Origin of the sequence: Streptomyces sp. NPDC048057 (assembly GCF_040653095.1) — a bacterium.
Lineage (GTDB): Bacteria > Actinomycetota > Actinomycetes > Streptomycetales > Streptomycetaceae > Streptomyces.
In genome coordinates this window covers 1-22158 of the sequence record NZ_JBEZNF010000032.1, presented here as the reverse complement: position 1 = coordinate 22158, position 22158 = coordinate 1, and the positions used below count along the sequence as shown (strand labels likewise).

14 protein-coding genes are annotated in these 22158 nt (G+C 73.5%); 8 read left to right on the top strand and 6 right to left on the bottom strand.

Features of this window, described 5'->3' with window-relative positions; all coding sequences use genetic code 11:
• Positions 1-126 precede the first annotated feature (126 nt).
• The 3 genes from AB0E05_RS30445 (at position 127) to glgP (ending at position 5750) form a co-directional block, all read left to right on the top strand.
• Complete coding sequence (locus AB0E05_RS30445) at positions 127-1320, top strand: monodechloroaminopyrrolnitrin synthase PrnB family protein (RefSeq protein ID WP_361969420.1); 1194 nt, start codon at positions 127-129, stop codon at positions 1318-1320.
• Positions 1317-2642, top strand: a complete 1326-nt coding sequence (locus AB0E05_RS30440; RefSeq protein WP_361969417.1) for a flavin-dependent oxidoreductase — start codon at positions 1317-1319, stop codon at positions 2640-2642. Before AB0E05_RS30445 ends, AB0E05_RS30440 begins: the two co-directional genes overlap by 4 nt.
• 459 nt (positions 2643-3101) lie before the next feature.
• A complete protein-coding gene (glgP, locus tag AB0E05_RS30435) occupies positions 3102-5750 on the top strand; it encodes an alpha-glucan family phosphorylase (RefSeq protein WP_361969414.1) in 2649 nt (882 codons plus the stop codon).
• Positions 5751-5954: 204 nt separating this feature from the next.
• Here glgP and AB0E05_RS30430 read toward each other — a convergent pair whose 3' ends face one another.
• The 4 genes from AB0E05_RS30430 to AB0E05_RS30415 all read right to left on the bottom strand — a co-directional run bounded on the left by AB0E05_RS30430 (position 5955) and on the right by AB0E05_RS30415 (position 11841).
• Positions 5955-7538 carry a histidine kinase gene (locus tag AB0E05_RS30430; protein WP_361969411.1) on the bottom strand — a complete coding sequence of 528 codons (1584 nt, stop codon included), beginning with the start codon at positions 7536-7538 and terminating at the stop codon, positions 5955-5957.
• A 32-nt stretch (positions 7539-7570) separates the two neighbouring features.
• Complete coding sequence (locus AB0E05_RS30425) at positions 7571-8266, bottom strand: response regulator transcription factor (RefSeq protein WP_361969598.1); 696 nt, start codon at positions 8264-8266, stop codon at positions 7571-7573.
• Positions 8267-8287: 21 nt separating this feature from the next.
• Positions 8288-9721: a hypothetical protein gene (locus AB0E05_RS30420; protein ID WP_361969409.1), complete on the bottom strand. Its 1434-nt coding sequence runs from the start codon at positions 9719-9721 to the stop codon at positions 8288-8290.
• Between the two features lie 92 nt (positions 9722-9813).
• Positions 9814-11841, bottom strand: a complete 2028-nt coding sequence (locus AB0E05_RS30415; RefSeq protein WP_361969407.1) for a M4 family metallopeptidase — start codon at positions 11839-11841, stop codon at positions 9814-9816.
• Between the two features lie 526 nt (positions 11842-12367).
• On the opposite strand from AB0E05_RS30415, the gene AB0E05_RS30410 reads away from it, so the two are divergent.
• Complete coding sequence (locus AB0E05_RS30410; RefSeq protein ID WP_361969404.1) at positions 12368-13165, top strand: aminoglycoside phosphotransferase family protein; 798 nt, start codon at positions 12368-12370, stop codon at positions 13163-13165.
• Positions 13166-13202: 37 nt separating this feature from the next.
• Here the strand turns inward: AB0E05_RS30410 and AB0E05_RS30405 are convergent, their stop codons facing one another.
• Complete coding sequence (locus AB0E05_RS30405; RefSeq protein WP_361969401.1) at positions 13203-15083, bottom strand: ABC transporter ATP-binding protein; 1881 nt, start codon at positions 15081-15083, stop codon at positions 13203-13205.
• Complete coding sequence (locus AB0E05_RS30400) at positions 15080-16891, bottom strand: ABC transporter ATP-binding protein (protein WP_361969398.1); 1812 nt, start codon at positions 16889-16891, stop codon at positions 15080-15082. The genes AB0E05_RS30405 and AB0E05_RS30400 overlap by 4 nt, the downstream gene beginning before the upstream one ends.
• Positions 16892-17167: 276 nt before the next feature.
• Here AB0E05_RS30400 and AB0E05_RS30395 point away from each other — a divergent pair, with 276 nt between their 5' ends.
• The 4 genes from AB0E05_RS30395 to AB0E05_RS30380 all read left to right on the top strand — a co-directional run bounded on the left by AB0E05_RS30395 (position 17168) and on the right by AB0E05_RS30380 (position 21970).
• Entirely contained in the window at positions 17168-18547 is a 1380-nt protein-coding gene (locus tag AB0E05_RS30395; RefSeq protein ID WP_361969396.1) for a sensor histidine kinase, read from the top strand.
• Entirely contained in the window at positions 18540-19184 is a 645-nt protein-coding gene (locus tag AB0E05_RS30390; RefSeq protein WP_361969392.1) for a response regulator transcription factor, read from the top strand. Before AB0E05_RS30395 ends, AB0E05_RS30390 begins: the two co-directional genes overlap by 8 nt.
• A 107-nt stretch (positions 19185-19291) precedes the next feature.
• The gene (locus AB0E05_RS30385; protein ID WP_361969389.1) at positions 19292-20554 is read left to right on the top strand and encodes an Ig-like domain-containing protein; all 1263 of its coding nucleotides are present in this window, start codon (positions 19292-19294) and stop codon (positions 20552-20554) included.
• A 165-nt stretch (positions 20555-20719) separates the two neighbouring features.
• Positions 20720-21970: an Ig-like domain-containing protein gene (locus tag AB0E05_RS30380; RefSeq protein WP_361969386.1), complete on the top strand. Its 1251-nt coding sequence runs from the start codon at positions 20720-20722 to the stop codon at positions 21968-21970.
• The last annotated feature ends 188 nt before the right edge of the window (positions 21971-22158 follow it).

Genomic DNA, 22158 nt, shown 5'->3' with positions numbered 1-22158 from the left:
CAAGGACGGCGGGGGGTCGTCCGGTGCGCGGTCCGCCCACGTTCCGGCACGGCGCCTCGGGGGCGCCGTGCCTGTCATTCCATCCGGTTTCTCGATGTACATCGATGTGTCCGAGGGGGGACTCCGATGGTCCTGTACGACCTTGTCGCACCCGATCTCGCATTGCGCGGCGAGCCGTACTACCGCATTGCCGAGATACGCGGCGCCGATCCGCTCGGTGCCGACGAACTGCTCGCCCGCGTGCCGCAGATGAACGCGGCACGGGACGTGCCGGCGCTCACCCGCGCGCTACGCACCCTGGTGCCCGAGCCCGAACAGGTGGCGCGCTACGGCGTCCCCGAATCCCTCGCGGCCATGCGCGACCTCGGCATGCTCCTCGGCTCGCTCAAACGGCACGGCGTGCAACCGGTCGCCGCCGTGCCCCAGGTCCTGCCCGTGCTGCAACGGCTGGGCAGACTGACGTCGATGGTGCCGCGCGACACCGTGCACCACTACACGACGTGGAACCCGCTCGGCGAACGCCAGCGCACCTACACCGGCCACACCATGGAGACCAACCTCCAGGCCGCGGTCCGGATGGTCTTCCCCGGGCTCGTCGCCTCCCTGGACTCCTGCGCCGCGCTGGCCCGGCTGGAGCCGTACGACCCCGGCTTCGCCATCGCACTGGACCGCACCGCGCACCACGTCCAGTCGATGGTGGACTCCATCGACTTCACCGTCACCAACGTCTCCCCGGTCTTCTTCGCCACCGAGATGCGGCCGTACTTCGAAGAGATCGACATCGACGGCGTCGACTTCCTCGGGCCGGCCGCGGCCCAGGTGCCGCTCTGGCTGGTCGACCTGACGCTGTGGCAGTGCGACCGCAGCGACGCGGCGTACGACGACTTCCTCGCCGACTCCGTCCGCTACAGCCTGCCGGCCTGGCGCGACCACTACCACGCCCATCGCGGCGCGACCTCCGCCGTCTCCAAGCTGTCCGCCGCCTTCAGCTGGGAGGGCGGCGACCGCATCCCCGCCCAGCTCGCCCGCTCCGCACACGCCCTGACGCGGGTGCTGCGCATCCTCAAGGCGTTCCGGGCGCGGCACATCACCATCGCCCGCAAGGCGTACGCGGAGGAGGTGCGCCAGTACGACCTGGGCAGCGGCGGCGCGCCCATCGCGCTGCTGCGCACGGTGCTCGACCTCACCCGGGACAACGAGACCCTGGTGCGCCGCGCCACGGAGCCGGAGCGCGGCCCGGACGCCCAGGACCCGGAGGAGCGCCCGGACCCCGACGAACGCCCGGAGTCCGACGACGCACCACAGGAGCCGACCCCATGACCCACTTCATGATCGCCGGCGGTGGCATAGCCGGCCTCACCGCGGCCCTCGCGCTGCACCGCGTCGGCTACGACCGGATCACCGTCGTCGAGTCAGCCCGGCAGATCCTGCCGGTCGGCGCGGGCCTGAACATCATGCCGAACGCGGTCCGCGAACTCGACGAACTCGGCCTCCTGCCGGAGCTGGAGCGGCGCTCCCTGCCCACCCGAGAACTGCGCTACTACCACCGCAGCGGCGGCCTGGTCTCCCGCGAGGTGCGCGGACGCGCCGCCGGCTACCGCTGGCCGCAGCTCTCCATCGCCCGCGGCGAACTCCAGGCCGTCCTCGCCGACGCCGTGCGCGAACGGCTCGGCGCCGGCGCGGTCGTCGGCGGGGTGCGGGTCACCGCCGTCGAACAGCCCGCGTGCGGTCGCCCCCGGGTGCGGATCGAACACCGCGACGGCACCCGCCGCGGCAGTGCCTCCCTCGAACCCGACGTGCTGATCGGCGCCGACGGCATCCGCTCCACCGTGCGCGGCTGTCTCAACCCCGAGGAGGGCGAGCCGCCGTGGAACGGCATGCTCGTCTGGCGTGGCACCTCCCGGATGCCGGCCGCGCGCATGGGCACGTTCATGTTCATCGCCGGGGACGACACCCGCAAAGCGGTGGTCTACCCGATGACCGAGGTCGACCCGGCGACGGAGACCGTCCTGGTCAACTGGGCCCTCGCGATGCCGGCGGCGCTCGCGGACGGCACCGACGCGCCCGCGCACCAGGGCGCCCACCACGGCGCGTACCGCGGGGACTGGAACCGGCCGGTCCCCGTCGACCGCTTCCGCCACCACTACCTCGGCTGGGAGTTCGACGGCGTCAGCGTCGACGACGTGCTGCGGCACGCGCTGGGCGCGTACGAGTACCCCATGGTCGACCGGGATCCCCTGCCGCGCTGGTCGTACGGCCGCACCACGCTGATCGGGGACGCGGCGCACGCGATGTACCCCATCGGGTCCAACGGCGCGACCCAGTCCGTGATCGACGCGCGGGCCCTCGCGCACGCCCTGTCGGAGCACACGGACCCGGCGGACGCGCTCACCGCGTACGACGCGGCCCGGCGCCCCGCGATGACCGCGCTCCAGCGGGCGAACCGGGAGCTCGGGCCCGAGGTCGTGATCAACCTCGCGCACCAGCGGGCGCCGGACGGCTTCACCGACATCGACGACGTGGTCCCGGCGGAGGAGAGGGCGGAGATCGCGGCGCGCTACGCCCGCACGGGCGCGTTCGACCCGACCACGGTGAACCTGGGCTCCCCGTACGCCCAGACGGCGGTGAGCCCCCTCCTCTGACGCCCGCGGGCCCGGGGTGCGCCCCTGCCGTTTCCCGACGGGTGGGTGGGCCTCCGCGCCCCGGTGGGTGGCTTGGCGCGCAGTTCCGCCCCCTGTGCCCAGAGGGCGTAGGGGGACCCCCAGCGCCCCTGATTCGCTGCCCCCGGCATTTGTCTGCTGGCTGAGTCAGGGGGTTCCTGAGCCCGCGCGCAAGGCACCGGGGCAGCACATCAGGGGCGCGGGGAACTGCCCGACAAGCCACCCATGGTCCGCAGGGACCAGCGTTCCGGTGGGGCTATGGCGAGGGTGTCCAGCGAGCGGAACCGCGCGAGCAACCACGGGCGACCCGCACACGCCGACGCACGCCGCAGGCGGAGGCGCAGCCACACGGGTGAAACCGCGTCGCGCGGCGCGGGCGCGCGGGGTGGGGACCGTCGTGCGTCCGCAGGGATGCGGGCTCGCCCTGCGAGGGTGGGACCCGTGAAGGCCATTCGTCGGTTCACCGTCCGCCCCGTCCTGCCCGACCCGCTCCGCCCCCTCAGCGACCTCGCCCGCAACCTGCGCTGGTCCTGGCACACCGAGACGCGCGAGCTCTTCCAGGCCGTCGACCCCGAGGGCTGGCGCAGGGCCGGCGGCGACCCGGTGCGGCTGCTGGGATCCGTCTCCGCCGCCCGCCTCGCCGAACTCGCCGGCGACCGCCGCTTCCTGCGCCGCCTCACCGCCGCGGCCGGCGACCTGGACGACTACCTGCACGGCCGGCGGTGGTACCAGACCAACGACCGGGCCGCCGAGTTCCCCGCCGCCATCGCGTACTTCTCGCCCGAGTTCGGCGTCACCGCCGCCCTCCCGCAGTACTCCGGCGGCCTCGGCATCCTCGCCGGCGACCACCTCAAGGCCGCCAGCGACCTCGGCGCCCCGCTGATCGGCGTCGGGCTGCTGTACCGGCACGGCTACTTCCGCCAGTCGCTCTCCCGCGACGGCTGGCAGCAGGAGCACTACCCCGTGCTCGACCCGAACGAGTTGCCCCTCACCCTGCTGCGGGAGCCCGACGGCACCCCCGCGCAGATCGCCCTCGCCCTGCCCGCAGGCCGTTCGCTGCGCGCCCACGTCTGGGTCGCGCACGTCGGCCGGGTGCCGCTGCTGATGCTGGACTCCGGCGTCGAGGAGAACGGCCCCGGCGAACGCGACGTCACCGACCGGCTGTACGGCGGCGGCAGCGAGCACCGGCTGCTCCAGGAGGTGCTCCTCGGCATCGGCGGGGTGCGCGCCGTGCGGGCGTACTGCCGGCTCACCGACCACCCCGAGCCGGAGGTCTTCCACACCAACGAGGGCCACGCCGGCTTCCTCGGCCTGGAGCGCATCCGCGAACTGGGCGGCGCGGGGCTCGACTTCGACGCGGCCCTGGAAGCCGTCCGCGCCGGCACCGTCTTCACCACCCACACCCCCGTGCCCGCCGGCATCGACCGCTTCGACCGCGACCTGGTCGCCCGGCACCTCGGCGAGTCCGGCGCGCTGCCCGGCGTGCCCGTCGAACGGGTGCTTCGGCTGGGCACCGAGACGTACCCCGACGGCGACCCCCGGGTCTTCAACATGGCCGTGATGGGCCTGCGGCTGGCCCAGCGCGCCAACGGAGTCTCCACCCTGCACGGCGCGGTCAGCCGCGGCATGTTCGCCGGCCTGTGGCCCGGCTTCGACGCCGACGAGGTGCCGATCGTCTCCATCACCAACGGCGTCCACGCCCCCACCTGGGTCGCCCCCGAGGTCTTCCGCCTCGGCGCCCGCCAGATCGGCGCCGGACGCGCCGAGGACGCCCTCACCGTCGGCGGCTCCGACCTGTGGAACGCGGTCGTCGACATCCCCGACGCCGAGATCTGGGAGCTCCGCCGCGAACTGCGCGAGCAGTTGGTCATCGAGGTCCGCACCCGGCTGCGGGCCTCCTGGCGCCAGCGCGGCGCCGGCGCGGCCGAACTCGGCTGGGTCGACGGCGTCCTCGACCCGGACGTCCTCACCATCGGCTTCGCCCGCCGCGTCCCCTCGTACAAGCGGCTCACCCTGATGCTGCGCGACCGCGACCGGCTGCGGGCGATGCTGCTGCACCCCGAGCGCCCCGTCCAGATCGTCGTCGCCGGCAAGGCGCACCCCGCGGACGACGGCGGCAAGCGGCTCGTCCAGGAACTCGTGCGCTTCGCCGACGACGCCCGCGTACGGCACCGGATCGTCTTCCTGCCGGACTACGGCATGGGCATGGCACAGAAGCTCTATCCCGGCTGCGACGTCTGGCTGAACAACCCGCTGCGCCCCCTGGAGGCGTGCGGCACCAGCGGCATGAAGGCCGCGCTCAACGGCTGCCTCAACCTCTCCGTCCTCGACGGCTGGTGGGACGAGTGGTACGAGCCGGACTTCGGCTGGGCGATCCCCACCGCCGACGGCTCGGCCGCCACGGACGAGGACCGCCGCGACGACCTGGAGGCCACGGCGCTCTACGAACTGGTCGAGAACCGGATCGCGCCCCGCTTCTACGACCGCGGCCCGAACGGCCTGCCGCAGCGCTGGGTCGAAATGGTCCGCCGCACCCTCGCCACCCTGGGCCCCAAGGTGCTGGCGGGCCGGATGGTCCGGGAGTACGTGGAACGGCTCTACGCCCCCGCGGCCAGCGCCCACCGCGCCCACCTCGCCCTCGATGGGCTCGTCGCGGGCGAGGTCGCCGCCTGGAAGGCGCGGATGCGCACGGCCTGGCCGAAGGTCGCCGTCGACCACGTCGAGGCGGTGGAGCACGCGCCCAGCGGCAGCGCGGAACTGGGCGCGACCCTCGCCCTGCGGGTGCGGGTCGCCCTCGGCTCGCTGCGGCCGGACGACGTGGAGGTCCAGGCCGTCGCCGGCCGGGTCGACGCGGACGACGCGATCGGGGACGCCCGCCACTTCCCGCTGAAGCCCGCCGGTGGCCCCGACCTGGAGGACCGCTGGATCTACGAGGGCCCCCTCGCCCTCGACCGCACCGGCCCCTTCGGCTACACCGTCCGCGTCCTGCCGGCCCACCCCCTGCTGGCGTCCCCCGCGGACCTCGGCCTGGTCACCCTCCCCACGGACGCCCCGGGCACGCTGGAGCCCGCCGGTCAGGTCCTGCGCTAGGGCCCTTCTTGGGATCTTGCCGGGCTCGCGTGCCCTGGCACCATTCCCCTGGGCCTGGCGGCCCGGGTGGGGGCGCCCTCACGCGTAGCCGTGGGGGAGTACCCCCGTCCTCCGCCTTGAGATCCACGGCACCAGACCCCTCCCCCCACGCCCGGAGGGCGTGGGGGGACCCCCATTGATCCAGCCTGATCCGTAAGACAGGTCCTAGTCGGCGCGGTGTTCCTCGTTGGGGACGTCGTGGACCACCGACTTCGACGACAGGCGGCCGTCGGTGAAGCAGAAGCGGAACGTCGGGGTGTCCCACAGGACGTCCTTGCGGTGGTACGCACAGCGGTCCGCGTCGCGCGGCTCCGGCGGCAGGCCCGCCGGGCGGTCGGGCAGGGCGCGCTCGGGGAGGCGGGCGAGGACGTACTCCTCCGGGTCGCCGACCCGCACCGCGTCGTACGAGGAGCGGTGGACGACCGTGCGCATCCGGGAGTACTGGTCGAAGCCGAGCATCACCACCCCCAGCACCACCCCCACCGCCACCGGGACGGCGATCGCCTGGCGCAGCCCGCGGCGCACCCGGCGCCGCGCCAGGTCCCACTCGCGCGCCGAGGCGGGCGCGGGCGGCGGGACGGGGGGCGCGCCCGCGGCGGCGGGCAGCCGGGCCCGGACGGCGAAGCCGCCGTCGGCGCCGGGGCCGTGGGTGAGGGAGCCGCCGGCGAGCCGGGCCCGCTCGTGCAGACCGACCAGGCCCGTGCCGCCCGACGCCACCGACGGCGCGGGGGAGGGGGCCGGCCCGTTGGTGACGGTCACCGCGACCTCGGCCGGCTCCCGGACCACCCGGACGGCGACCGCGGCTCCGGGCGCGTGCTTGGTCGCGTTCGTCAGGGACTCCTGGACGATCCGGTGCACGGCGCGCGCGGTCATCTCCGGCAGCGGGGCGCCCTCGCCCTCCTCGTGCAGAGTCACCGCGAGTCCGGAGGTGCGGGCCCGCTCCACCAGGGCCCGCACCGGCTCGTCCCGCGGCGTGACCGGCGCGTCCTCGTCGTCGCCGCGCAGCACCCCCACGATGTCCCGCAGCCGCGCCGTCGCGTCCCCCGCGGCCTGCCTCAGCTCGCGGGCCGCACCCCGCTGCCGCTCGTCGAGCCCGCGGTCCACCTCCAACGCGGCGGCGCGCAGCGCGATCAGCGACAGCTCGTGCCCGAGGGAGTCGTGCATGTCCCCGGCGATGCGGGAGCGCTCCCGCAGCCGCGCCCGGTCGGCGACCGCGCGCTGCTCCCGCTCCAACCGGTCCGCCAGCCGCCAGCCCGCGGCGCCCAGCTCCACGTACTGCCGGACGAACCGGCCCAGCAGCCACGGCACGACGACGGCGAACAGCAACGCCGCGACCAGGTGGAACCAGGACCACGGTTGCTGACGGAGCACGATCACCACGCCGAGGCCCGCGAGCGCGACCGCGGCGAACAGGACGAGCGCGGGGCGCGCCCGGGGCGAGCGGCGCCCGGCGAGGTAGCCGAAGGCGACGAGGGCGGCCGTGTACTGGGGGGTGATCAGCTGGCTGCTGTGCACGGCGCTCAGGCCGAGCGCCATCACCAGGGCCGTCAGCGGGCGGCGCCGGCCGACGGCGACGGCGGCGCCGAGCAGGGCTGCGCCCGCGGCACTCGCCCACCAGGACCCGAGCCAGGAGCCGGCCCACCGGCCGGGGCCGTCGCCGTCCCCGTTGAGCAGCACGGGCGCGCAGACCAAGGCCCACAGAGCGAGGTCGAGGGCGCGACGGCGCAGGGCCTGACGGTCTCGGTGCATGCCCTCCACCTTGCCCCAAGCGTCCGGCGCGGCTACGCGGAGGCGACCAGCCCCGCCTCGTACGCCAGGATCGCCAGCTCCACGCGGTTCCTTCGTCCCACCCGTCCCAGGACCGCGCTGACGTGCGCCTTCACCGTGCCTTCGACGACGTGCAGCTCGGCGGCGATCTCCGCGTTCGACAGCCCGGCGCCCACCAGGGCGACCACTTCGCGCTCCCGGCCGGTCAGCGGCTCCAGGGCGCGTCGCGCGTTCGCGGCGCGGGACAGCCGGCCGCCGCCGAGTTGGGCGATCACCCGCTGTGCGATCTGCGGCGACAGACACGCGGCGCCGTCCGCGACCGCCCGCACCCCGGCCAGCAGCTCCAGCGGGTCGCCGGACTTGAGGAGGAAGCCGCTCACCCCGGAGTCCAGGGCCCGGGCGATGTACTCGTCCTCCGAGAACGTGGTCAGCATCACGGGCGCCACTTCGGGCGCCACCCTGCGCAGCTCCGCCGCGGCGCTCAGGCCGTCGAGCCCCGGCATCCGGACGTCGAGCAGCGCCACGTCCGGCCGGTGCGCCAGCGCCAGTTCCACCGCGCGCCGTCCGTCCCCGGCCTCGGCGACGACCTCGATGCCGGGCTCGCTCGCCAGGATGGCCCGCACCCCGGCCCGGACCAGGGCCTCGTCGTCCGCGAGCAGGACGCGTACGGGCGATGCGGCATCGGCGGAGGTGGGGAGGGGCATGGGCATGGGCATGGGCACCAGCCTAGGTCAGCTGCCGCGCTTCACCCGGCCCCGTACCGCGAGCACGGCCAGACCCACGAGCACCGGCTCGGTGAAGCGCGACGCCATCTCGATGTAGCCGCCCGCGGTCGTCAGGTCCTGGCCGCTGGTGCGGAACACCACGGAGTTCAGCGTCACCGTCAGCGCCTTGTCGAAGCGGCTGCCGGTGAAGCGTTCCCCGTACGGCTGGGTGAGCACGGGCTGCGGCTTGTCCAGCACCGTGATCGACTCCCCGTCGGCGGTGGTGACCTGGCGCACCTCCTGTCGCGGCGTCTCGTCCGGCAGCCCGAACCCCATGAGGAGGACGACGGTGGTGAGCATGGCCGCGGCGAGCCAGCCGAGGGCCCTTGACGCCCGCAGGCCGTACCCCGACAGCAGCCAGTAAGCGTCCAGCAGCCAGCGTTCCGCCCGCCGGTGGTCGTGGCTGTGGCGGCGCATCTCCATCTCGCCGTAGTAGAGGTCCGCCGCGCCGGGCTCGTCCTTCGCGTCCTCACGGGCCTTGCGGAGCTGCCGGTACACCGTGGTGAGGGTGGCGAGCCCGGGCGGGGCGTCCTCCGGCGGCTCGCCCCAGCCGGCCCGTGCCCGGGCGCGCCGCTCCGGCCAGGCGCGCCACATCCGCTCTTCGGCGACCACCAGCCGTCGGGTGCGCCAGCCCGGTGGCGCGGTGCCGAGCGTCCAACGGCCTTCCAGATGGAGCTGGTCGAGGTGGAAGGAGCCGGCGAAGCGGCAGTGGGTGAGGTCGGTGTGGGCGAGCGAGAGGAGGGAGGCGTCCACGCCGCGCAGGGAGAGGATCCGTACGCCGGGGTCGACGCCGGCGAAGGCGGATTCGTCCACCGCGGGGAAGGGGGTGGCGCGGGCGGCGACGGCGACGGGCTGGAGGAAGACGGCGTCGGTCAGGTCCACGTCCGCGTACCGCAGCGCCACGGTGGACTTCTCCTCGAAGCGCGCACCGGAGAGGTTCACGGCGCGGGCGCAGATGCCGAGGCGCACGGGGAGGCGGAAGGTGGTGCGGGCGAGGTCGAGGGTGCCGGCCACCGTCAGGTCGGACAGGAGGGCGTCGTCGTGGAACGTGCTCAGGCTCAGGTCCAGGCCGGCGGGGAAGGAACTGCCGACGAAGGTGACCAGGCCCGTGAAGTCGGCGTCGCTGAGGTACGCATCCGCACCGACGACGGTGCCGTTCGAGAAGAGGAAGTTGCCGAAGGTCGGCCGGCCGTCGGCGTTGCACACCGCGTACGCGAGCCGGTCGAACAGCTCCGCCGGCACCCGGCAGTTGCTGAGGTCCACGTCCTCGCCCGGGCCCATGTCCGCGAGCCAGTCGGTGAGCTGCTCCTCGCTCAGGTGCTCGGGGCACCTGCCCTCGTGTACGGGCGTGCCCGGGCAGTCGGACGCCGCGCAGCGGGCCCCGGTTGGCGATATGACCATGCGCGGATCCTGCCAGGCCGTGCGGGAACGCGCCCGGGAGGACGAGGGGGTCCTCCCGGGCGCGTGGTCGAGTGGTGCCCGCGGTAGGGGCGTCAGAAGGTGAGCTTGACCCGGTTGATGTAGCCGGTGTCCTGCGCCGCGCGGTCCTGGACGCGGAGCTTCCAGGCGCCGTTGGCGACCTCGGAGGAGGCGTTCACGACGTACGTCTCCTGGACGTTGTCCGCGGAGTCGCCGCTGGAGAAGGGCTTCAGCGGATAGATCGTGCCGTCGGGGGCGAGGAGGTCCACGACCAGGTCACCGCGCCAGGTGTGGATGATGTCCACCTCGACCGCGAGGTCGGTGGGGGCGTTGCCGGCGACGCCGGTGACGTTCACCGAGGAGGTGACGGCCGCGCCGTTGTCGGGGATGGCGACGTCCGCCGCGTTCTCGAAGGACGGCCCGGGCGGGTTGCCGTCGCCGGGGCGGGAGCCGACGTTGATGCCGGCCCAGGCGTCCGTGACCGCCTTGACCTCGGGGCTGGTGGCCCCGTACAGCTCGGTGGCCACGGCGAGCGTACCGGTGCGGGCGGCGGCGTAGTTGGTGGTCGAGGTGAACTTCGTGGTGAGCGCCTTGAACCAGATCAGCGCCGCCTTGTCGCGGCCGATGCCGACGACCGGGAGGCCGTCGGAGGTCGGCGAGTCGTAGGTGACGCCGTTGATGGTCTTGACGCCGCTGCCCTCCGACAGCAGGTAGAACCAGTGGTTCGCCGGGCCGGACGAGTAGTGGACGTCGATGCCGCCGATGCCGGAGTACCACGCGTCCTTGGACACGCCGTCCTTGCTGGGCTTGTCCATGTAGCGCAGCGGGGTGCCGTTGCCCCGGATGTCGATCTCCTCGCCGACGAGGTAGTCGCCCAGGTCCTGGGCGTTGCCCGCGTGGAACTCGACCGCCGCGGCGAAGATGTCGGAGGTGGCCTCGTTCAGTCCGCCCGACTCGCCGCTGTAGACCAGCTTCGCGGTGTTGGAGGTGACGCCGTGCGTCATCTCGTGCGCGGCGACGTCGATGGAGGTCAGCGGCTTGGCGTTGCCGGCGCCGTCGCCGTAGGTCATGCAGAAGCAGGAGTCCTGCCAGAAGGCGTTCACGTAGTTGTTGCCGTAGTGGACGCGCGACGAGGCGCCGACGCCGTCGCCGCGGATGCCGTTGCGGCCGTGCACGTTCTTGAAGTAGTCCCAGGTCAGCCCGGCTCCGTAGGCGGCGTCCGCGGCGGCGGTCTCCGGGTCGCTCGGCTGGCCGTTGCCCCAGACGTCGTCGGGGCCGCTGAAGAGGGTGCCGGTGCCGGAGGTGCCGCGGTTGAGGTTGGTGGTGCGGTGGTTGCCGCGCTGGGCGTCGACCAGTTGGTACGAGCTGCCGGACGGGGTGGAGCCCACCTGGACCTGGCCGCTGTACTGGGTGTTGCCGGTGCCGGTCTCCACCGCCTGCCACTCGTACAGCTTGGCGCCGGTGGTGGCGTCGGTGACGACGTGCAGCTCGTTCGGGGTGCCGTCGTGCTGGAGCCCGCCGACGACGGTCTCGTACGCGACCACGGGCCGGTCGCCCTGGGCGAGCCAGATCACCTTGCGGGGCGCCTGCGTCGCGTCGGTGCGGGTGGAGCCCTCGGCGGCGGCGCGGGCGAGGGCCTGGCGCTCGGCGGTGGTCGCGCTGATCCGGGCGGTGGTGGCCGCGCCGGCGAGCGAGGTGCGCGAGGCGCGGCCGACGGACTCGGTGGCCCCGGCCCCGGACTTCGCGACGACCAGGTCCCCACCGAGGACGGGCAGGCCCTGGTAGGTGCGCTCGTAGCGGGTGTGGGTGGTGCCGTCACGGTCCTGCGTGACGTCGCGCACCAGCAGCTTCTCCCCGGCGCTCAGGCCGAGTTCCTTCGCGGTGGCCGCGGTGGCCGCGGTCTGCGTCCGGATCAACTCGGCGCGCTGGGCGGGGGTGAGGGCCCGGGGCAGGGAGCCCGGGTCGGCGGCTGCCTGCGCGGCGCGAGGTGCCGAGGAAGCGGCCGGAGCGGCCGATGCACCGGCCTGGAGGCCGAGGGCGAGCAGGGCGGCGGTGGCGACGAGCGCACCGGTCGCGGTGGCACGGCGGGGGGTGGGTCTCACGCGTACTCCTTCTGCGAGTCCTGCGAGGGCGTACCGGGCGGCGGGGAGGCGCTGTCCGGGCAGAGCGACGGAGCATGTGTGGTGCGGGTGAGGTGAAGGGTGGCAGCGGCGACGCATTCCTGTCAGGGTCGCGTCAAAAGAATGGCCGAAAGCGTCCGTTCATCGATGTGTCGTGTTCGTTGAGCGGACGTTTCGGGAGTGCCATGGACCGGCAAAGGGGAAGCAAGGGCCTGGCAAGGGGTGGGTATGCCGCGGGCGGCACTGGCTTGCGGCGCGGGGCCCGGCAGGGGTAGGCGGGTGCGGCCCCGTCGTTGCGTTAATCGAACAGAACGGTCGTACGGCGGGCCCGGCGCGAGGCTTCGGACCGACGGTGATGTGGCCGGTTCCCGACGGGAAGTCGCGTACGGGCCGCGGCGTGCGGGAAGTTGCGTACGGGACGTTCGGCGCGTCGACGGCGGCGAGACGGTCCGGCACGCAACGGAATCCGGTGGCCGACGCCGGCCCGCCCGACGTACCGTGCACCCCCGTGACCGGTGACCCGCGGGAAGCACCCGCAGAAGAAGCGCTGTCCGACGGCGGCGTCAACGACGTCGTACGGATCGGAGCGACGGTGCGCCGGCCGACGGGCCCGTGGACGGCGACGGTCCACGCCCTCCTCGACCACCTGCGCGAGGGCGGGTTCACCGCGGCGCCGCGCGCCCACGGACGGGACGCCGAGGGCCGTGAGGTCCTGGACTTCCTGCCCGGACGGGTCGCCCACTACCCGCTGGCCGACCACGTCCGCACCGATGCGACGCTGCGCGCCGTCGGACGGCTCCTGCGGGACTACCACGACGCCACCGCGGACTTCGTCCCGCCGCCGGACGCCGTCTGGTACGCACCCGTGCGCCAGCCCGCCGAAGTGGTCTGCCACGGCGACGTCGCCCCGTACAACTGCGTCTTCGACGACGCCGGGACCGTGGCGCTCATCGACTTCGACACCGCCCACCCCGGGCCCCGCGTCTGGGACCTGGCGTACGCCGCCTACCGCTTCGCACCGCTGTCGCACCCGGGCAACGACGACTTCCACCTGCCGCTCGCCGAACAGGCCCGGCGTCTGCGGCTGTTCGCCGACGCCTACGGGCTCGGCGCCGCCGACCGCGAAGCGCTGGTCCCCACCGCGCACGAGCGCCTGGAGCACCTCGTCCACCACATGCACGAACGGGCAGCCGCGGGCAGCGCCGCCTTCGCCGGCCACATCGCCGCCGGCCACGACGCGCTCTACCGCGCCGACGCGGCGCACATCGCCCGCCACGAGGCCCGGTTGACGGCCGCGCTGCGCTGACGGAGCACGGCCGGTCGCACCCCGGCCGCACGCCCCCTCAGACCAGGCTGTCCCGCCACGCCCGGTGCAGATCGGCGAAGCGGCCCCGCCCGGCGATGAGCTCGCCGGGCGCGCCGTCCTCCACGATCCGTCCGCGCTCCATCACCAGCACCCGGTCCGCGACCTCCACCGTGGACAGGCGGTGCGCGATCACCAGCGCCGTACGCCCCTTGAGGACCGTGTCCATCGCGCGCTGCACCGCCCGCTCGCTGGGCACGTCCAGGGAGCTCGTCGCCTCGTCGAGGATCAGCACCGCGGGGTCCGCCAGCAGCGCCCGGGCGAAGGCGATCAGCTGCCGCTGGCCCGCCGAGATGCGACCGCCGCGCTTGCGCACGTCCGTGTCGTAGCCGTCCGGGAGCCTGCTGACGAAGTCGTGCGCGCCGATCGCCCGCGCCGCGGATTCGACCTCCGCGCGCGTCGCGTCGGGGCGGCCGATCGCGATGTTCTCCGCGACGGTGCCCGAGAAGAGGAACGCCTCCTGGGTCACCATCACCACGCCGCGCCGCAGGTCCGGCGTCGCGAGGTCCCGCAGGTCCACCCCGTCGAGCAGCACCCGGCCGTCCGTCGGGTCGTAGAAGCGGGCCAGGAGCTTGGCGAGGGTCGACTTGCCCGCGCCCGTGGAGCCGACGACCGCGACCGTCTGCCCCGCCGGGACCGTCAGGTCGAAGCGCGGCAGCACCTCGCCGCCGGTGCGGTAGGCGAACCCGACGCCGTCGAAGACGACCCGGCGGCCCGGCCGCTCCTCGGTCGTCGACGCCGGCAGCGGCACCGGGGACACCGGCTCCGGCACCGTCGGCCGCTGGGCCAGCAGCCCCGCGATCTTCTCCAGCGAAGCCGCCGCCGACTGGTACGAGTTCAGGAACATGCCGAGCCGGTCGATCGGGTCGTACAACCGCCGCAGGTACAGCACGGACGCGGCGAGCACGCCGAGGGCCAGGGTGTCGCCGGCGACCCGCCAGGCGCCCCACAGCACGATCCCCGCGACCGCGGTGTTCGCGATCAGCCGGGAGCCCACCACGTACAGCGCCATCTCCAGCAGCGCGTCGCCGTTGCTGCGGGCGTGGTGCGCGTTGAGCCGGCCGAACTCGGCGTCGTTCACCCGCTCGCGGCGAAAGGCCCGCACCGGGCGGATGCCGTTCATCGTCTCCGCGAACTTCACGATCACCGCGGCGATCGCCGTGGAGCGACGGCTGAAGATGGCCCCCGCGCGGCGCTGGTAGAGCCGCACCATCAAGAACAGCGGGACGAAGGACGCCACCGCCACGGCGCCCATCCCCAGGTCGAGCCAGAGCAGCATGATGCAGATGAAGACGAACGACAGGGCGACGTCGATCAGTTCCTGCAAGCCCTCGTCGAGGAGTTCCCGCAGCGACTCGACGTCCGTCGTGGACCGGGAGATCAGCCGCCCCGAGGTGTAGCGCTCGTGGAAGTCCAGGCTCAGCACCTGCGCGTGCTTGAAGATCCGCCCGCGCAGGTCCAGCAGGACGTCCTGGCTGAGCCGGCCGGAGGTGGCGATGAAGAGGTACTGGAGCAGCCCGGAGCCCAGGGAGGCGACGGCGTACCCGACGGCGACCGCGATCAGCGGCCCGTAGTCGTCGTCGCGCAGCGCCGGTACGCCCCGGTCGATGGCGTACGCGACCAGCAGCGGGCCGGCCTGCACCGCGATCTGCTGGAGCAGCAGGAACACGGCGATGCACCACACCCGGGCCCGGTGCGGCGCCAGCAGCGACCGCAGCAGCGCACGGGTCGCGCCCTTGGGCGCGGGCAGGTCGTCCCGGTCGAAGGGGTCGACGGCCCCCGGAGACGGCGCGGGCGGTGCGGCGCCGTCCGCCGGCGGGGACGGCGCGGCCGGTGAGGTGGGCGGGGCGGTGGACGTCATCGGGGGCTCCCTTCCGGCCGGGCGTGGTCGGCCCCGGACATCAACCAGGCGTATTCGGCGTTCGTCCGCAGCAGTTCCTGGTGGGTGCCGACGGCGGCGATGCGGCCACCGGACAGCAGCGCCACCCGGTCCGCGAGCAGCACCGTCGACGGCCGGTGGGCGACCACCAGCGCCGTGGTGCCCTCCAGGACGCTCCGCAGCGCCGCCTCCACCAGGGCTTCGGTGTGCACGTCGAGCGCGGACAGCGGGTCGTCGAGCACCAGGAACCGGGGCCGGCCCACGACCGCGCGGGCCAGCGCCAGGCGCTGGCGCTGACCGCCGGACAGGCTCAGCCCCTGCTCGCCGACCTCGGTGTGGACGCCGTCGGGCAGGGACGTGACGAAGCCGGCCTGGGCGACCTCCAGGGCCCGCTCGACGGCGTCCGGGGGCGCCGTCGCGGCGTCCGTGCCCATCAGCACGTTCTCCGCGACGGTCGTGGAGAAGAGGGTGGGCTCCTCGAACGCCACCGCCACCAGGCCCCGCAGCCGTTCGCGCGGCATCGTCGCGATGTCCTCGCCGTCGAGCGTGATCCGGCCCTCGGTGACCTCGTGGAGGCGTGGGACGAGCGCGGTGAGCGCGGTCTTGCCGCAGCCGGTGGCGCCGACCAGGGCCATCGTTTCGCCGGGGCGCACGTCCAGGTCGATCAGGTCCAGTACGGGCACGGAGTCGGCGGGCGCGTCGGGGAAGCGGAACCGGACGCCCTCGAAGCGCAGCCCGCCGACGTCGTCCCCCTCGGCCGCCTTCGCCGCCTCGGCCCCTTCGGGGTCCGGGACGGACTCCTCGGGCTCGTCCATCACTTCGAAGTACCGCTCGGTGGCCGTCGAGGCCTCCTGGAACATCGCCAGCAGGAAGCCGATCGACTCCACCGGCCAGCGCAGCGCCAGCGCCGTGGACAAGAACGCCACCAGCGTGCCCGCGGACAGGTCCCCGTCGGCGACCTGGACCGTGCCCAGCACCAGCGTGGCACCGATGGCGACCTCCGGCATGGCCGTGATCACCGCCCAGACGGCCGCCAGCAGCCGTGCCTTGACCAACTCGGTCCCGCGCAGCTCCTCGGCCATCTTCCGGAAGGCGCGCGCCTGGCTGCGGTTGCGTCCGAAGCCCTTCACGATCCGGATGCCGAGGACGCTCTCCTCCACCACGGTCGTCAGATCGCCGACCTGGTCCTGCGCGCGCCGCGACGCCAGCCCGTACCGCGCCTCGAAGAAGCCGCACAGCACCGTCAGCGGGACCACCGGGATGAGCAGCACCAGCCCCAGCGTCCACTGCTGGACCATCAAGATCGCCAGTCCGACCACGATCGTCACCCCGTTGACCACCAGGAAGGTCAGCGGGAAGGTCAGGAACATCCGCACCAGGCTCAGGTCCGTGGTGCCCCGCGACAGCAACTGGCCGGAGGCCCACCGGTCGTGGAAGGACACCGGCAACCGCTGGAGGTGTCCGTACAGATCCGCCCGCATCGACGCCTCGACACTCGCCACCGGCCGCGCCACCAGCCAGCGGCGGAACCCGAACAGCAGGGCCTCCGTCACCCCGAGCGCCAGCAGCACGAACGCCCCCAGCCACACCCCGCCCTGGTCGCCGTCCGCGACCGGCCCGTCCACCATCCACTTGAGGACGAGCGGGATCACCAGGCTCAGACAGGACGCGACGATCGCCACGCCGGCGGCGAGGAACAGCCGCGCGCGCACGGGCCGTACGTACGGCCACAGCCGCAACAGGATGCGCACGACGGAGCGCGGCGCGGCAGGGTCAGGGTGAGTGGACATCAGGACCGAGCCTACGGTTCACCCCTGACTCGCCACACCTTGATTTCGGGGTGGTGATCCTCACCCCGGTCGCCCCCGGGGCGGGGGATCACCACGGGTCGCACCGGGGCATCAACCGATCGGCTGATGCGGATCCGAGCGCGATGGGCGATGTGGCCGCCCCGCCCCGCGGGCCATGCTCGTCCGCATGACCATGGTGCTGACCTGCCCCGCTGCCGGTCGGTCGCGGTGGGAGTGAGCGTGTCGGAGCTCCGGTGCGCGGGAGAGACTGCTGTCATGACCGGTGCAACACCCATGAGCCAGCCCCCGACGACGCAGGACGTCCAGGCCGACAGCCGCCCGGTCGGCCCCGTCGCGGTGCCGGGTGCTCCCGGGGCGAGCCTCGCCGAGGTCCGCTGGGCCCAGTTCTTCCGCTACGGCCCGTATCTGGTGCTCGGCCTCGCCACCTTCCTCGCCGCAATGTCGGCCGGGACCCTCATGAGCCGCACCGAGATCCACCTCGCGGGCGTGCTGCTGGTGCTGGTGCTCGCGCTCCAGGTGTGGTGGAGCTTCGGCCCCCACGCGCGCGACGACCGCGTGCACACCACCGTCCTCACCATCCCCCCGCGCGGCCGGGCCGCCACCGCCGGGCAGGTCTTCTACGCCCTGCGCACCCTGCTCGCCCTCGGCCTCACCTGGACCAACCCGTTCTTCGCGATCTACGCCGTGATCGGCTACTTCGACGCGTCCCACCTGCTGCCGGCCCGTCGGCTGCCCTACGGACTGCTGGCCACCACGGTCATCATGGCCGGCTCCCAGTCCGGCGGACTGCCGCCGCAGACCGCGTCGAACTGGATCGCCTTCGGCGCCCTCTTCGTGCTGAACGCCTTCTTCTGCCTGGTCTTCGCCCACATCGGCGGACACGAGCAGGACGCGCTGCGACAGAAGGCCCGGGCGTACCGGGAGCTGGAACGCACCAACGCCCGGCTCACCCAGGCGCTGGACGAGAACGCGCACCTCCAGGCCCAACTCCTCGTCCAGGCCCGCGAGGCGGGCGTCGCCGACGAGCGGCGCCGGCTGGCCGCCGAGATCCACGACACCATCGCCCAGGGGCTCGCCGGGATCATCGCCCAACTCCAGGTCGTCACCCTCACCCGCGACGAGGAAACGGCCCGCGAACACCTCAGCCGCGCCGCCGACCTCGCCCGCTCCAGCCTGCGCGAGGCCCGCCGCTCGGTGCACAACCTCAGCCCCGTCGCCCTGGAGCACGACACCCTCCCCGAGGCGCTGGAGAAGACCGTCGCCGAGTGGTCCCGCGGCTGTGGGGTGTCCGCCCGGTTCACCGTCACCGGCACCGCGGAGCCGCTGCACGCGGAGGTCGAGGCGACGCTGCTGCGCATCGCCCAGGAAGCCCTGGCCAACACCGCCCGGCACGCGCGCGCCAGCCGCGTCGGGGTCACCCTCACCTACCTCGGCGACGAGGTGATCGTCGACGTCCGGGACGACGGCCATGGCTTCGACCCGCTCGCCGTGCCCGCCCGCTCCGGCAGCGGCGGCTTCGGCCTGGAGGGCATGCGGGCGCGCGCCGAGCGGATCGCGGGCACGGCGCACGTCGAGTCCGAACCCGGCCGGGGCACCGCGGTCTCCGCTCGCGTACCGTTGGTGCGCCATGGCTGACTCCGTCATCTCCCTCATCGTGGTCGACGACCACCCCGTCGTCCGCGACGGACTGCGCGGCATGTTCGAGTCCTCCGCGGACTTCGCCGTCCTCGGCGAGGCCGACAACGGCGTCACCGCCGTGGAACTCGCCCTCCGCCTCGACCCCGACGTCGTCCTCATGGACCTGCGGATGCCGGGCGGCGGGGGCGTCGCCGCCATCGCCGAGCTGACCCGACGCGGCGCCCGCGCCAAGGTCCTGGTCCTCACCACGTACGACACCGACTCCGACACCCTCCCCGCGATCGAGGCGGGCGCCACCGGCTACCTCCTCAAGGACGCGCCGCGCGAGGAGCTGTTCAACGCGGTGCGCGCGGCGGCCGAGGGGCGCACCGTGCTCTCGCCGGCGATCGCCTCCCGGCTGGTCTCCCACGTCCGCGCACCGCGCACCGACGGCGCGGGCGAACAGCTCTCCGCGCGCGAACGCGAAGTGCTCGTGCTGGTCGCCAAGGGCACGTCGAACAAGGAGATCGCGGCGGAACTCTTCATCGGCGAGGCCACCGTGAAGACCCATCTGGGGCACGTCTTCGCCAAGTTGGGCGCCAAGGACCGTGCGGCGGCGGTCGCCCTCGGGTACGAGCGGGGCATCCTCGGCTGACACCCGTGCCGTCGCGGTCGCGGCGTACCACCCGTTCTGCCCGCGTTGCCCCGCTCTTTGGGCATCCGACCACGTTTCCACGTCGGGCCCGTCGTCGTTGAGCGGGCGTGAGACGAAACGTACTGAAGCGGGCGGCCCGCGGCACCCGGGCAGCCCTGACCCGTACCGGACTGGTGGCACTCGCGGCAGCGGCGGTGGGGCTCGCCGGCTGCACCGCGGGCGAGGGCGCCGAGAAGGACCCCGGTGCCGTCGCCGAGCCCCTGACCTCGGGCGAGGCGATCCGGGTGCTGCCCGAGGACGGCGCGCGGGACGTCGACCCCAAGAGCCGGCTGGAGGTACGGCTGACCAGCGGCCGGCTGGAGAGCGTCACGGTGACCCGGATCGAGAACGAGACCCCCACGCCCGTGCCCGGCACCGTCTCCGAGGACGGGCTGCGCTGGCGCCCCAAGGGGGACACCCGGCTCGTCCTCGCCGCCAAGTACTCCGTGGACGCCGTCGCCCTCGACGGCCACGGCCGCCGGGTCGCCCGGCACACCACCTTCACCACCAAGGTCCCCGAGAGCCGTTTCATCGGCTACTTCAAGCCCGAACACCGCTCCACCGTCGGCACCGGGATGATCGTCTCCTTCGACTTCAACCGGAAGATCACCGACCGGGCCGCCGTCCAGCGCGCCATCAAGATCACCTCCGATCCGGCGGTCGAGGTCGCCGGCCACTGGTTCGGCGACCAGCGCCTCGACTTCCGCCCCGAGCGGTACTGGGAGCCCGGCACCAAGGTCACGGTCGACGTGCGGCTGCGGGACGTCGAGGCCGCGCCCGGCGCGTACGGCATCCAGGACAAGAAGGTCACCTTCACCGTCGGCCGCTCGCAGACCTCGCTGGTGGACGCCGAGGCCAAGACCATGGAGGTCCGCCGGGACGGCCAGCTGCTCGCCACCCTGCCGATCACCGCGGGCGCGCCGAACGCGATGACGTACAACGGCAAGATGGTCGTCAGCGAGATGTACGACGTGACCAGGATGAACGGCGCCACCGTCGGCTTCACGGACGACGACGGCAAGGGGGAGTACGACATCAAGGACGTGCCGCACGCCATGCGGCTGACGAAGACCGGCACGTTCCTGCACGGCAACTACTGGGCGAGCCCCGAGACGTTCGGCGCGGCCAACGTCAGCCACGGCTGCGTCGGCCTGCGCGATGTGAAGGGCGGCAGCGGCGACACCCCCGCCGGCTGGTTCTTCGACCGGACCCTGATCGGCGACGTGGTCGAGGTGGTCAACTCCCACGACAAGCTGGTGGAGCCCAACAACGGCCTGAGCGGCTGGAACGTGGACTGGAAGGCGTGGAAGGAGGGTTCGGCGCTGAGCTGAGGCCCGCCGCTCGGCAGCCCCCGCCCGGTCCGTTGGTACGGAACGGTGACGGTCGTGGAGCCGTCCCACGACGCCCGCCGTGCTTCCCTTTCGATGCGTGCACGTTGAGGTTGCACGGGGGAGCGGGCCGCGGCGGGTGCCGGGCCGGGCGAGGGGAGAACGACCATGGACGGGCGTGGCATATCCGCGGGGGCTGCGGGCGCGACGGCGGGAGCGGTCGAACGGCCGACCCGCGGCCGGCGCCGGCGCGCCGCGCTGCTCGCCCCGCTCGCCGCCGGGCTGCTGGTGCTGGTGACGGCGTGCGGCGGCGACTCGGGCGGTGACGGCAAGGGCGGGAGCGTCGCGAACGCCGCGTCGGCGGCCGTCGTCACCGTCGCCCCCGACAACGGTGCCACCGCGGTCGCCACCAGCGGCGCGCTGAAGGTCAGCGCCAGCGACGGCAAGCTGACCAACGTCACCGTCCAGGACGACGAGGGGCGGAAGGTCCCCGGCGCGCTCTCCGCCGACGGCAGGAGCTGGCTCCCCTCGCACCATCTCGCGGGCGCCACCAAGTACCGGGTGCACGCGGTGGCGAAGGACGGCGACGGCCGCGAGTCCGCGAAGGACGTCTCCTTCACCACCCTGGTGCCGAAGAACACCTTCACCGGCCACTACACCCCCGAGAACGGCTCCACGGTCGGCGTCGGAATGCCGGTGTCGCTGCGCTTCACCCGCGGCATCACCAATCCGGAGGCCGTCGAGAAGGCCGTCGAGGTGACCGCCGAGCCGGCCGTTCCCGTCGAGGGCCACTGGTTCGGCAACGACCGCCTCGACTTCCGCCCGGAGAAGTTCTGGAAGCCCGGCACCAAGGTCACCGTCAAGCTCAACCTCGACGGCGTCGAGGGGCGCCCCGGCGTCTACGGCAAGCAGGCGAAGAGCTTCTCCTTCACCATCGGCCGCAGCCAGATCTCCACGGTCGACGCCAGTGCCAAGACCATGACGGTCGTCCGCGACGGCCAGCAGATCAAGACGGTCCCGATCACCGCGGGCGCCCCCGCCACCACGACGTACAACGGCACCATGGTCATCAGCGAGAAGCACAAGGTGACCCGGATGAACGGCGCGACCGTCGGCTTCGGCGGCGAGTACGACATCAAGGACGTGCCGCACGCGATGCGCCTGTCCGACTCCGGCACCTTCCTGCACGGCAACTACTGGGCGTCGGCCGGCACCTTCGGCGCCCAGAACGTCAGCCACGGCTGCGTCGGCCTGCGCGACGTCCGCGGCGCGGGCGACTCCGGCACCCCGGCGGCCTGGTTCTACGACCGCTCGCTCCTCGGTGACGTCGTGGTCGTGAAGAACTCCAAGGACAAGCAGATCGCCCCGGACAACGGCCTCAACGGCTGGAACATGCCCTGGGCCCAGTGGACCAAGTAGCACCACGACGCAGGGCCGTACGCACGTCTCAAAGGTGCGTGCGTACGGCCGTGCAGCAGGCACCGGCACACCTCAGGCGGTGCAGCCGAGCTTCTTCCTCAGCTCCGGCACGAAGGCGAGCGTGGCGTGGCGCAGCGCTGCGCGACGCGTCTCCTCGTCCTTCTCGGCGGTGTCCTCGTAGACGGTGA

Coding starts and splice junctions, on each gene's coding strand:
- AB0E05_RS30445 (WP_361969420.1), top strand. CDS start 127: ATGGTCCTGTACGACCTTGTCGCACCCGATCTCGCATTGCGCGGCGAG.
- AB0E05_RS30440 (WP_361969417.1), top strand. CDS start 1,317: ATGACCCACTTCATGATCGCCGGCGGTGGCATAGCCGGCCTCACCGCG.
- AB0E05_RS30430 (WP_361969411.1), bottom strand. CDS start 7,538: ATGCACCGAGACCGTCAGGCCCTGCGCCGTCGCGCCCTCGACCTCGCT.
- AB0E05_RS30425 (WP_361969598.1), bottom strand. CDS start 8,266: ATGCCCATGCCCCTCCCCACCTCCGCCGATGCCGCATCGCCCGTACGC.
- AB0E05_RS30420 (WP_361969409.1), bottom strand. CDS start 9,721: ATGGTCATATCGCCAACCGGGGCCCGCTGCGCGGCGTCCGACTGCCCG.
- AB0E05_RS30405 (WP_361969401.1), bottom strand. CDS start 15,083: ATGACGTCCACCGCCCCGCCCACCTCACCGGCCGCGCCGTCCCCGCCG.
- AB0E05_RS30400 (WP_361969398.1), bottom strand. CDS start 16,891: ATGTCCACTCACCCTGACCCTGCCGCGCCGCGCTCCGTCGTGCGCATC.
- AB0E05_RS30395 (WP_361969396.1), top strand. CDS start 17,168: ATGACCGGTGCAACACCCATGAGCCAGCCCCCGACGACGCAGGACGTC.
- AB0E05_RS30390 (WP_361969392.1), top strand. CDS start 18,540: ATGGCTGACTCCGTCATCTCCCTCATCGTGGTCGACGACCACCCCGTC.
- AB0E05_RS30380 (WP_361969386.1), top strand. CDS start 20,720: ATGGACGGGCGTGGCATATCCGCGGGGGCTGCGGGCGCGACGGCGGGA.